This window comes from Robertmurraya mesotrionivorans, from assembly GCF_050971805.1.
In the GTDB taxonomy this organism is placed as follows: Bacteria; Bacillota; Bacilli; order Bacillales; family Cytobacillaceae; genus Robertmurraya_A.
In genome coordinates, this window is record NZ_JBPCCH010000003.1 from 363,158 (window position 1) to 374,952 (window position 11,795).

The 11,795-nt window shown below is 41.2% G+C and carries 10 protein-coding genes; all 10 read right to left on the reverse strand.

The genetic code is table 11. From position 1 onward, the window contains the following. Window positions 1-81: 81 nt before the first annotated feature. Window positions 82-717 (reverse strand): orotate phosphoribosyltransferase, encoded by a 636-nt coding sequence (gene pyrE, locus ACRX5O_RS08095; protein WP_433905467.1) that lies wholly within the window; start codon window positions 715-717, stop codon window positions 82-84. Next, window positions 698-1,429, reverse strand: a complete 732-nt coding sequence (pyrF, locus tag ACRX5O_RS08100) for an orotidine-5'-phosphate decarboxylase (RefSeq protein WP_433905468.1) — start codon at window positions 1,427-1,429, stop codon at window positions 698-700. Before pyrF ends, pyrE begins: the two co-directional genes overlap by 20 nt. Then, window positions 1,401-2,342, reverse strand: a complete 942-nt coding sequence (locus tag ACRX5O_RS08105) for a dihydroorotate dehydrogenase (RefSeq protein WP_433905469.1) — start codon at window positions 2,340-2,342, stop codon at window positions 1,401-1,403. The genes pyrF and ACRX5O_RS08105 overlap by 29 nt, the downstream gene beginning before the upstream one ends. Then, window positions 2,339-3,118, reverse strand: coding sequence for a dihydroorotate dehydrogenase electron transfer subunit (locus tag ACRX5O_RS08110; RefSeq protein WP_433905470.1), 780 nt, complete (start codon window positions 3,116-3,118; stop codon window positions 2,339-2,341). The genes ACRX5O_RS08105 and ACRX5O_RS08110 overlap by 4 nt, the downstream gene beginning before the upstream one ends. Beyond that, a complete protein-coding gene (gene carB, locus ACRX5O_RS08115; protein ID WP_433905471.1) occupies window positions 3,115-6,330 on the reverse strand; it encodes a carbamoyl-phosphate synthase large subunit in 3,216 nt (1,071 codons plus the stop codon). The genes ACRX5O_RS08110 and carB overlap by 4 nt, the downstream gene beginning before the upstream one ends. Further along, on the reverse strand, window positions 6,309-7,412 hold the full coding sequence (locus ACRX5O_RS08120; protein ID WP_433905472.1) for a carbamoyl phosphate synthase small subunit: 1,104 nt from the start codon (window positions 7,410-7,412) through the stop codon (window positions 6,309-6,311). The genes carB and ACRX5O_RS08120 overlap by 22 nt, the downstream gene beginning before the upstream one ends. Next, complete coding sequence (gene pyrC / locus ACRX5O_RS08125) at window positions 7,409-8,695, reverse strand: dihydroorotase (RefSeq protein WP_433905473.1); 1,287 nt, start codon at window positions 8,693-8,695, stop codon at window positions 7,409-7,411. Before pyrC ends, ACRX5O_RS08120 begins: the two co-directional genes overlap by 4 nt. Next, the gene (locus tag ACRX5O_RS08130; protein WP_433905531.1) at window positions 8,658-9,590 is read right to left on the reverse strand and encodes an aspartate carbamoyltransferase catalytic subunit; all 933 of its coding nucleotides are present in this window, start codon (window positions 9,588-9,590) and stop codon (window positions 8,658-8,660) included. Before ACRX5O_RS08130 ends, pyrC begins: the two co-directional genes overlap by 38 nt. Window positions 9,591-9,750: 160 nt before the next feature. Then, a complete protein-coding gene (locus tag ACRX5O_RS08135; protein WP_433905474.1) occupies window positions 9,751-11,052 on the reverse strand; it encodes a solute carrier family 23 protein in 1,302 nt (433 codons plus the stop codon). Between the two features lie 142 nt (window positions 11,053-11,194). Then, window positions 11,195-11,737, reverse strand: coding sequence for a bifunctional pyr operon transcriptional regulator/uracil phosphoribosyltransferase PyrR (pyrR, locus tag ACRX5O_RS08140; protein ID WP_433905475.1), 543 nt, complete (start codon window positions 11,735-11,737; stop codon window positions 11,195-11,197). Between the last annotated feature and the right edge of the window lie 58 nt (window positions 11,738-11,795).

Consider the following 11,795-nt stretch of genomic DNA (forward strand, 5'->3'; position numbering starts at 1 on the left):
AAAAGGGTGTCAGACACCCCAAATGGACAGATTTGCTGTTTTTGTCCGTCTGGGGTGGACACTCTTTTTTCTGTATTTATATTAGGCTTTTACTACTGGTTTCCAAGCTGTTGGGTCTTGGCTCCAGCTACGAAGACTAGCTACTGCATCCTCTTCGATGCTTCCAGCCGCTAATGCAACATCTACTAATGTTGAGAAATCTGTTAGTGAATATGTCTTAATGTTTGCTTCCTCTAATAGCTTCTTTCCTTTTTCCAGTTCATACGTGAAGATAGAAACGACTCCTAATACTTCACAACCCGCTTCCCTTAATGCATCAACTGCTGTAATTACGCTTCCACCTGTTGAGATTAAGTCTTCCACTACTACTACTTTTTGACCTGCAACGACACGGCCTTCAATCTGATTTCCTTTGCCATGACCTTTAGCTGATGAACGGACATAACTCATCGGTAAATCAAGTAGTTCACTTACCCATGCAGCATGAGGAATTCCAGCAGTTGCTGTTCCAGCTACCACTTCTGCTTCAGGGAAGTTCTTAAGTATAAGTTCCTTTAGTCCAGCTGCAATCTCTCTTCTTGCTTCAGGGAAAGATAAAGTTAGACGGTTATCACAATAAATAGGTGATTTAATTCCTGATGTCCAAGTAAAAGGATGATTCGGTTGTAACGAGACTGCTCCGATTTCTAAAAGTGTGTTAGCTATTTTTTGTTTCATATACTTTTCCCTCCCACGAGTTTTTGTAAAGCTGATAAGCTAGTACCGGATCTTCGGCTCTTGTAATGGAGCGACCTACAACAATCATGGATACACCTGCGTTCCTAGCAAACTCAGGAGTAGCTACTCTCTTTTGGTCACCAACTGACTCCGAACTCATGCGAATTCCTGGTGTAACAGTTAAGAAGTGTTCACCCAATTGTTCACGAATGAGCTTCACTTCATTTGAGGAGCAAACCACACCATCAAGTCCCGCATCCTTCGTTACCTTTGCATAATGAAGAACGGATTGTTCAAGGCTCACTGAAATTAATTGTTCACCCTTCATTTGTTCCTCTGAAGTACTTGTTAGCTGTGTTACTGCGATGATGCTTGGCCTTTTCGCACCTGAAGCCGTTCCAGCCTCAAGTCCTTCTAGAGCTGCCATCATCATTTCTTTTCCGCCTGCCGCATGAACATTCACTAAGTCACAGCCTAAGCTAGCTAGATTTCTCATCGCACGACCCACTGTATTTGGAATATCGTGCAATTTTAAATCTAAGAAGATATCATGACCCATTTCCTTTAGTTCTTTAACCATAGCAGGGCCTTCTTTATAAAAAAGTTCCATGCCAACTTTAACGAATAATTGCTCATTATTAAATTTCTTTAAAAAACCGTACACATCATTTTTATCTGGAAAATCAAGCGCGATGATAAGCGAGTTTTTCATTCTTTTTCCAGCTCCTTCCCGTACATTCTGAAATATGATCAAATCCAAGCTCACTTAATAACGCTGGAAGTTGTTCAATGATTTTCGGACATACAAGCGGATCCACAAAATTAGCTGTACCAACTGCCACCGCACTCGCTCCGGCATAAAAAAATTCAATCACATCTTCTGCCGATTGAACGCCACCCATCCCAATAATAGGTATATTTACGTGCTGACTTACTTCATAAATCATTCGAATCGCAACCGGTTTAATGGCAGGACCTGAAAGTCCCCCTGTATTATTAGCAAGCACAGGCTTACCCGTCTTCAAATCAAGCCTCATGCCAATTAAAGTATTAATCATGGTTAACCCGTCCGCACCGCCTGCCTCGACCGCTTTGGCCATCTCAACAATATTCGATACATTCGGTGAAAGCTTGACATAAACAGGTACACTCGATACTTCTTTCACCTTTTTCGTTAATTCCTTTGCCACTTCAGGAATCGTTCCAAAAGCAATACCACCTGTTTTTACATTTGGGCAAGAGATATTCAGTTCAAGAGCATGAACATTGCTTACCTTTGAAATTTCACGTGCAACCTCAATATAGTCCTCTTCAAGTGAGCCAGCCACATTTGCGATGATCGGTACATCAAATTGGTCTAACCAAGCAAGCTCCTCATCAATTACCTTTCTAAGGCCGGGATTTTGTAAGCCAATCGCATTTAACATCCCAGCAGTTGTCTCTGCTACCCGTGGAGTTGGATTCCCAAACCGAGGTTCTACTGTTGTTGCTTTAATCATTATGGAACCTAATGTACTTAAATCATAAAACTGACTATATTCTCTACCGAATCCAAAGCATCCTGACGCAGGCATGATTGGGTTTTTTAATTGTAAACCAGGTAGGTTCACCGCTAGTTGACTCATATTAGAACCTCCCCTCCTTTAAACACTGGCCCATCCGTACAAACCTTTTTATAAGTATATCCTGTAGGATCTTCCTGTGTTCTACATACGCATGCAAAGCAAGCTCCAATTCCACAACCCATTCGCTCTTCAAGAGAAAGATATACGTTTTTCTCTGGATACGCGGTCTCTAATGCTCGTAACATCGGGGTAGGACCACATGTGTACAATGTATCAAACGAAAGATTCTGTGCGGAGATCATATCCGTTACAAATCCTTTCTCTCCATGAGATCCATCAACCGTTACGATATACGTATCACCTAATTCAGCAAATTTCTCTTCGTAAAATACCGCATCTTTTGTTGCAAAGCCTAACACATGAATGACATTCACGTTTCTTTCCTTTAGCCTTAGAGATAATTCATATAGCGGAGGTACACCAATGCCGCCACCTACTAAAAGGGCGGTTGAACCAGCCTTTGCTTCCTCTACTGGAAATCCATTTCCTAATGGCCCTAGAACGTCTACAACATCTCCGACTTTTTTCTGTGCAAGTAGCTTTGTTCCATTACCTTCTGCCCGGAAAATCATCGTAAACATGTTGTTTACTTGGTCGATTTTTGCAATACTAATTGGTCTACGCAAAAGTGGATCTACACTATCACTAACCTTTAGATGTACAAATTGACCTGGTTCATTCATCTGTTGGACGAGCTCACCCTTAAGGGTGAGCTCAAAAATATTGTGAGCTATTTCTTGATTGGAAAGTACGATACATTCCTCATTACAAATCATAGTAGTACTGCCTCCCTGCTGTTTGCGGGACTTTTCTCCATCGCCTCAGCTGAAAAATTCATTGATTCAATTACTCGTAAAATGGCCTCTGCTGTATCTAATGAAGTTAAGCAAGGAACACCGTTTTCAACTGATTCTCTACGAATTCTAAACCCATCACGTTCTGGCTGCTTTCCTTTTGTTAAGGTGTTAATCACAAACTGTGCTTGCCCATTACGGATTACATCAACGATATCAGGGTGGCCTCCACCAATCTTCTCAACAACCTTCACTGGAATTCCTTGGTCTTGGAAGAACTTCGCTGTCCCTTCCGTTGCCATTACCTGGAACCCGATTGAGAAGAAACGCTTCGCGATCCCTAAAGCTTCTTGCTTATCTTTGTCAGCAATCGTCATAAGAACCGATCCAAATCCTTGAATTTTCATTCCTGAAGCAACTAAGCCTTTGTAAAGGGCTTTTTCAAGCGTGTGATCTTTCCCCATAACTTCACCAGTAGACTTCATTTCTGGTCCTAATGTTATATCCACTCGTCTTAGCTTAGCAAAAGAGAACACCGGTACTTTAACAAATACACCTTGCTTTTCTTCTACCAGTCCTGTCTCATAGCCTTGATCCTTCAGTGATAAGCCAAGAATCGCTTTTGTTGCCAGATTAGCCATTGGTACGTTTGTGATTTTACTTAAGAATGGCACCGTACGGCTTGAACGAGGATTTACTTCCAACACATACACTTCTTCTTTTGAAACCACGTATTGAATGTTGAAAAGTCCAATGATTCCTAAACCTTTAGCCAAACGAATTGTGTAATCAACAAGCTTGTCTTTTACTGCTTGTGATACGCTTTGTGGCGGGTACACAGCGATTGAGTCACCAGAGTGAACTCCAGCTCTTTCAATATGCTCCATAATTCCAGGAATGATTACTGTTTCGCCATCGCAGATTGCATCTACTTCGATTTCTTTTCCTGTTAGGTAACGGTCAATTAATATTGGATGCTCAGGATTAATCTTTACTGCTTCCTTCATGTATTGCAATAACTCAGCTTCTTGATAAACGATTTGCATCGCTCTTCCACCAAGTACATATGATGGTCGAACCAATACCGGATATCCGATTGAATTAGCAATCACGGCTGCATCAGCCGCTGTTCTTGCAGTTTTTCCTAACGGCTGAGGTATTCCTAGCTCTTGCAATGCAGCTTCAAAACGGTCGCGATTTTCTGCACGGTCAAGATCATCCAAGCTCGTACCTAGAATCTTAACTCCTCTTTCTACAAGCTTAGAAGCTAGGTTAATCGCTGTTTGTCCACCGAATTGGACAACTACACCAGCTGGTTTTTCTAAATCAATCACATGCATAACATCTTCGATTGTTAAAGGCTCAAAGTAGAGCTTATCAGAGATACTGAAGTCAGTTGATACTGTTTCAGGATTATTGTTAATGATGATGGCTTCATAGCCAGCTTCTTGAATCGCCCAAACCGCATGAACCGTTGAGTAATCAAATTCAATCCCTTGACCGATTCGGATTGGACCAGAACCAAGCACAATTACACTTTCTCGTTCAGTAACAATCGATTCATTTTCGTCTTCATACGTACCGTAGTAATAAGGGGTTTCAGACTCGAACTCAGCTGCACAGGTATCAACCATTTTATAAACTGGAACAATGCCCTTTTCTACTCTCCAATCGTAAACAGCACGCTCATTTGACCCCCATAGCTTAGCAAGGGTACTGTCAGCAAATCCTAGTTCCTTTGCTTCTCTCGTGATTTCCTCGTTAAAAGGAAGAGTTAGTAACTTTGCTTCGAACTCGACAATCTTAGCAAATTTTGCAAGGAAGAATAGATCAATTTTGCTCCATGCATGGATGGTTTCGATCGTGACTCCACGTCTTAAGGCTTCCCCGATATAGAACAGGCGCTCATCTCCAGCTTTACGAATTCGTTTCTCAAGTAACTCATCAGAAATTTCATCTGCATCGTTTAGTGAAAAATGGAACACATTCGCTTCAAGTGAACGAATTGCTTTTAATAAAGATTCCTCAAATGTACGACCAATCGCCATTACTTCACCAGTAGCCTTCATTTGTGTACCTAGCGTACGGTTAGCACTTTCAAACTTATCAAACGGCCATCTTGGAATTTTTGAAACAATATAATCAAGTGCAGGTTCAAAACTTGCATAGGTTTTTCCTGTTACAGGGTTCATCATTTCATCAAGCGTTAACCCAACCGCGATTTTTGCAGCAAGCTTCGCAATCGGATATCCTGTTGCTTTTGATGCAAGAGCAGAAGATCTACTCACGCGCGGATTCACTTCAATAATGTAATAATCATAGCTGTCAGGATCTAATGCCAGCTGGACGTTACATCCACCCTCAATTCCAAGGGCACGGATGATTTTTAATGATGTGTTTCTAAGCATTTGATACTCGCGATCACTTAGCGTTTGACTCGGTGCTACAACGATTGAATCGCCTGTATGAACACCTACTGGATCGATATTTTCCATATTACAAACAACGATTGCATTGTCATTAGCGTCTCTCATCACTTCGTATTCAATTTCTTTGAATCCAGCAATGCTTTTCTCTAATAAACATTGTGTAACCGGGCTATTTTTCAACCCACTTGTTACGGTTTCAACCAATTCCTCTTCGTTATGGCAGATACCCCCACCAGTTCCGCCGAGTGTAAACGCTGGACGAACGATGACTGGATAACCAATTTGAGCCACGAAGTCATATGCTTCTTCAAGTGTATGAATAATTTCACTTTCAGGTACTGGCTCGCCTAAGTCATTCATTAATGTACGGAATAAATCGCGATCCTCCGCTTGCTCAATGGCCGAAAGCTTGGTACCTAAAATTTCTACATTACATTCTTCAAGCACACCTGATTTAGCTAGTTCCACTGCTAAGTTTAGGCCTGTTTGCCCACCAAGTGTTGGAACAAGTGCATCCGGGCGTTCTTTACGAATAATCGTGCTCACGAATTCCAATGTTAACGGCTCGATGTATACAGCATCCGCAATCGTAGTATCTGTCATGATTGTTGCTGGGTTTGAGTTTACTAAGATGACACGGTACCCTTCTTCTTTTAATGCGATACATGCTTGAGTACCTGCATAATCAAATTCTGCTGCTTGCCCAATGACGATGGGACCTGATCCGATAACTAGTATGCTTTTTATATCTGTACGCTTTGGCATTCGATTGCACCTTCCTCTTTTTCTGTCTCAATCAACTGTAAAAACTGTTCGAATAAATAATTTGCATCCTCTGGCCCTGGTGATGCTTCCGGATGATACTGGACTGTAAATGCTTTTGCTTCTTTATGCTTTAATCCTTCAACAGTACCGTCATTTAAGGCGATATGTGTAACCTCTAACAAAGTTCCTTGAAGCGATTCTTCTTCAACTGTGTACCCGTGGTTTTGTGAAGTAAGAGCAACTTTTCCTGTTGCTAAATCCTTCACCGGATGGTTCGATCCTCTATGTCCAAATTTTAACTTAACTGTGTTTGCTCCACATGCTAAGGCAAATAGCTGATGACCTAAGCAAATCCCAAACAGAGGAACATGTCCAATGATTTGTTGAATCATTTCAATCGCTTCTGGAACATCCTTTGGATCTCCAGGTCCATTTGAGAGCATCACTCCGTCTGGCTTTAAACGTTTAATTTCTTCAGCTGTTGTATTATATGGAACAACGATAACGTCACAATCACGCTTATTTAATTCGCGTAAGATTCCATGCTTCATTCCAAAGTCAACAAGAACGATTCTTCTTCCTCTACCAGGGCTTGCATAAGCAGATTTTGTGGAAACCTGCTTTACTTGATCGTTTTTAAATGGTGCTTTTAACCCCTCGAGAACTTCCTCGACACTTGCATCGGTCGAACAGATGGCACCCTTTAGTGCTCCATATTGTCGAATGATTCTTGTAAGCTTTCTTGTATCTACACCTGAAATCCCAGGAATATTCTTTTCTTTTAGTAATTCATCTAATGTTTTTTCGTTTCTCCAGTTCGATGCAAACTCTGCTGCTTCCTTAACAACCATTCCATGAACAGAAGGAGAAATTGATTCAAAATCATCACGATTAATTCCGTAATTTCCAACAAGCGGATACGTAAAAGTAACGATTTGTCCACAGTAAGATGGGTCAGAGAGAATTTCCTGATAACCAGTCATTCCGGTGTTAAACACGACTTCCCCCATTTTTTCTGTGTCACTTCCAAAAGCTTTTCCGATAAAGACTGTACCGTTTTCTAGAATTAATTGCCTTTTCATACTGTTACATACCCTCTTTTCCATGCGATTTTCCCAGCTGCGATTGTTACTACTGGCCATCCTTTACACTCCCAACCACCAAACGGAGTGTTTCTACCTTTTGATAAGAATGTGTTTGGATCAATACTTTCTTCTTCCGTAAGATTTACAAGCACTAGATCAGCGACCGCTCCAACCTCAAGCTTTCCATATGGTAAGTTAAACGCTTGAGCCGGCTTCACTGTTAAGAAATCAACTAGCTGCTTTTCTGTTAAGATTCCTTTTTCAACAAGATTTGTATATAAAAGTGGGAATGCTGTTTCTAACCCAACGATTCCAAATGGTGCAAGAGCCATTCCCTCAGCTTTTTCATCTGCTGTATGTGGGGCATGGTCTGTAGCGATAAAATCAATCGTTCCATCAAGTAAACCTTCAATCAATGCCTCACGATCCAATTTTCCTCTTAGTGGAGGATTCATTTTATAGTTCGTATCTAATCCTGGGATATCCTCATCACATAATAATAGGTGGTGAGGTGTTACTTCTGCTGTTACCCGGATGCCTGCACGCTTGGCATCACGTACCACGCGGACCGATTCTTTCGTACTAATATGGCACACATGGTAATGACAATTTGCTGCTTCTGCTAATAATACGTCTCTAGCAATATGAACCGATTCACACACAGAAGGAATTCCGTTCAACCCATGTTTTTTTGAAAATTCCCCTTCATGTACAGAACCCTTATGAATTAACGTGTTTTCTTCGCAATGTGCAACGATTGGCATATTTACACTTGCCGCAAGCAGCATCGCTTGAAGCATCATATCTGCTGATTGGACCCCTACTCCGTCATCCGTGAAGGCGAATGCTCCTTCTTCTTTTAATGCTGCAAAATCAGTAAGTTCTTTTCCTAGCTCTCGGATGGTAATCGAAGCATATGGCAACACTCGAACAGCACCTGTTTCTGCAATTCGTTTATTTAGGTTTTGAAGAGTTTCGACTGAATCTGGAACCGGTCTTGTATTAGGCATAGCTGCAATCGTTGTAAAACCACCACGAGCTGCCGCTAGTGTACCAGTAGCAATCGTTTCCTTCTTCTCTCCTCCTGGCTCACGTAAATGAACATGCAAGTCAACAAACCCAGGAGATACTAGCAATCCTGTTGCATCAATGATCTCTCCATCCTCCGCTTGAAGATCCGGACCAATTGCTGCAATCTTTTCGTCTTTTATTAAAATATCGACTGCCTCTTTTTGTCCTTTATCAGTAAGCCATTGACCATTTTTGATTAGAATTGTCATTGTATTTTCCCCCTTCAGATTGTTGTAATGCTCTTTTTAATACTGCCATACGAACGTAGACGCCATTTTCCATTTGCTTAAAGATTCTCGAACGCTCGCATTCGACTAAACTATCAGCGATTTCTACATCTCTATTTACTGGCGCAGGATGCATAATAATGCTTCCCTGTTTCATTCGTTTCTCTCTTTCTACTGTTAAACCAAAAGCTTGATGATAATCAACCGTTTCTCCACCAACTTGATGTCTTTCGTGTTGGATACGAAGGAGCATGAGCACATCAACGGTTTCTGTTAACGTATCAATATCTTCATAACTTCCGTATTGTAAAAGCTCTTGGTCAATCCAATCTTTTGGCCCTGAGAAGACGATCTCTGCCCCTAATCGGTGAAGGGCAATCGCGTTTGACCTTGCCACACGGCTGTGTATTAGGTCTCCCACAATTCCTACCTTAAGGCCTTGAAAATGTCCGTATTCTTCATAAATCGTTAATAAGTCGAGCAACGATTGAGTTGGATGATGACCGCATCCATCTCCAGCATTAATAATTTTAACGTTTGTTTTGCCAACTAGCTGCTTGAAGTACTCATCTTCTGTGTGGCGAATGACCACTGCCTGGACACCAATGGATTCTAAAGTTCGAACCGTATCATATAGTGTTTCTCCTTTAGTGATACTTGATGAGTGTGTTTCAAATGGAATAATGTTTAAGCCCAGTCTTCTTTCAGCAATTTCAAAACTACATTTTGTTCTAGTACTCGGTTCAAAAAACAAGTTTGCAACAAAGGAAGATTGATTAGGCTGCCACGCAGCACCCTCAGAAAATTTTTTCGCCTCTGCTAGGATGTCGTATATCTCGGTAACGGAAAGCTCTGAAGTAGTAAGCAGATTCATGATCAAAACACTCCTTTTGTGGTTTATGTAGAAAAATAGCACCCTTGACTTTTTTGTCAGGGTGCTATGCAGATAGGCAGAAGTAGAACACACCCGACTAAGGTATCTCCACTTCTCCTATGCACCCTTTCAAGCCTCTCTGGACTTTCTTTAAAAGGTGTAACTATGCTACTTCATTTTCCTTATCACTTTCAAACATATCTTCGGCAGCTTCTGGCTTACCAGGAAGGATTAAATTAATCAAAATTCCTAAAATAGCCGCTAATGCCATCCCATGAATTTCAAATCCTTCTGATACTTTAATAACTGCTCCTCCAATACCTACTACTAAGATTACTGATGAAATCACAAGGTTTCGCTTGTCTCCGAAGTCGATTTTGCTATCAACTAGCATACGTAATCCTGATGATGCGATAATTCCGAATAGGAGGATGGATACTCCACCCATTACTGGGGTTGGGATTGAGCTTATTAGTGCTGTTACTTTACCAATGAATCCAAATACTGTTGCAACGACTGCTGCTCCAAGAAGTACATACACGCTGTATACTCTTGTTATGGCTAAGACCCCGATGTTTTCACCATATGTTGTCTTCGGAGGTCCACCGATTAGTGCAGAGATCATGGTTGCTGTTCCATCTCCTAAAATCGAACGGTGTAAACCAGGGTTTTTAATATAATCACGACCAACCACTTTCCCTAATACAAGTTGGTGACCAATATGTTCTGATAATGTTACGATGGCTACTGGAGCCATTAATAATACCAAATCAAGTGTTACTTTCACTTCATAATCAACGAATGGTACAAAGAAGTTTGGCATTTCGAACCATTTTGCTGCTGCTACTGGGGCAAAATCAACGATTCCTACTATTAATGAGTACACATATCCGATAATGATACCTGCGAGAATTGGAATCATGCTCAATGTTCCTTTTCCGTAGATGGAGAAAATGATGGTTGCTACTAATGTTACAAGTGCCGCTGAGAAATGCAGTAGGCTGTACTCTCCTGCCGGGTTATTCATTGCCATACTAACTGCAGTTCCTGCTAAAGCCAACCCGATTACAATAATGATTGGTCCTACTACGATTGGAGGAAGGAGATTCATAATCCAACGGTAACCTGCTTTTTTAATGATTAGTGCAACAATTCCGTACACTAAACCAGCAATAAAGCTTCCAATCATGGCTCCTGCTGGACCGCCTGCTGCTTTTGCCGCAATGATTGGTGTAATGAATGCGAATGATGATCCTAAATAAGCAGGTACTTGCCATTTCGTTATCATAAGGAATGCGATCGTTCCCAAACCACTGGAGATAAGTGCAATCGCTGGATCAAGTCCAACTAAGAATGGTACTAATATAGTAGCTCCAAACATAGCGAATAAGTGCTGTAGGCTAAGTGTGAGCCAATGGACTGGTTTCGGTGTTTCGTGTACATCTAGGATCGGTTTGTTGTTCATGTATGTGTCTCTCCTCTGGTTAGTTAAAATAAAAACCCTCTTTTGCACAAGAGGGTCTAGTTGCAGGTCAAGGTATATATTTCACCCCTCGAGTCTACATTTCCCCTTGAAAGCCTCTCTGTGCTTTTTTAAAAGGTTATATTTATTTTTCGTGGATACTTACTGTATCATGTTTGTCAACTTCTGCTAGTTGAACAACAATCTTTTCCGAACCAGATGTTGGGATGTTTTTCCCAACATAATCTGCTCGTATTGGTAATTCTCTATGTCCTCTGTCTACTAGTACTGCCAGCTGTACAGAAGCAGGTCTTCCAATATCGACTAATGCATCTAATGCAGCGCGTACAGTTCTGCCTGTGTATAAAACATCGTCGACTAGGATGACAATTTTGTTTGTAATATCGTGCGGGATATCTGACCCCTTTACTAAAGGTTCCTGATCATTTGTTTTCTTTGTTAGATCGTCCCGATACAAAGTGATATCTAATTCTCCTACTGGAACCTCTGTGCCTTCAATTTCTTTAATTCTTTCAGCAAGACGCTCAGCGAGAAATATTCCTCTTGTCCGTATTCCAATGAGAACAATTCGTTCTACACCTTTATTTTTTTCTATAATTTCGTGTGCAACCCTTGTCAATGCTCTTCTAATGGCTTGTTCATCAAGTACAATTGCTTTTTGTGACAAGGTCTTCCCTCCTCATTTATCCATAAAAAAAACCTCTAGGCCAGGGCTTAGAGGGTAC

Excerpts from the sequence above, each read along its gene's own strand:
- pyrE (WP_433905467.1), bottom strand. The coding sequence starts at position 717 with ATGAAACAAAAAATAGCTAACACACTTTTAGAAATCGGAGCAGTCTCG.
- pyrF (WP_433905468.1), bottom strand. The coding sequence starts at position 1,429 with ATGAAAAACTCGCTTATCATCGCGCTTGATTTTCCAGATAAAAATGAT.
- ACRX5O_RS08105 (WP_433905469.1), bottom strand. The coding sequence starts at position 2,342 with ATGAGTCAACTAGCGGTGAACCTACCTGGTTTACAATTAAAAAACCCA.
- ACRX5O_RS08110 (WP_433905470.1), bottom strand. The coding sequence starts at position 3,118 with ATGATTTGTAATGAGGAATGTATCGTACTTTCCAATCAAGAAATAGCT.
- carB (WP_433905471.1), bottom strand. The coding sequence starts at position 6,330 with ATGCCAAAGCGTACAGATATAAAAAGCATACTAGTTATCGGATCAGGT.
- ACRX5O_RS08120 (WP_433905472.1), bottom strand. The coding sequence starts at position 7,412 with ATGAAAAGGCAATTAATTCTAGAAAACGGTACAGTCTTTATCGGAAAA.
- pyrC (WP_433905473.1), bottom strand. The coding sequence starts at position 8,695 with ATGACAATTCTAATCAAAAATGGTCAATGGCTTACTGATAAAGGACAA.
- ACRX5O_RS08135 (WP_433905474.1), bottom strand. The coding sequence starts at position 11,052 with ATGAACAACAAACCGATCCTAGATGTACACGAAACACCGAAACCAGTC.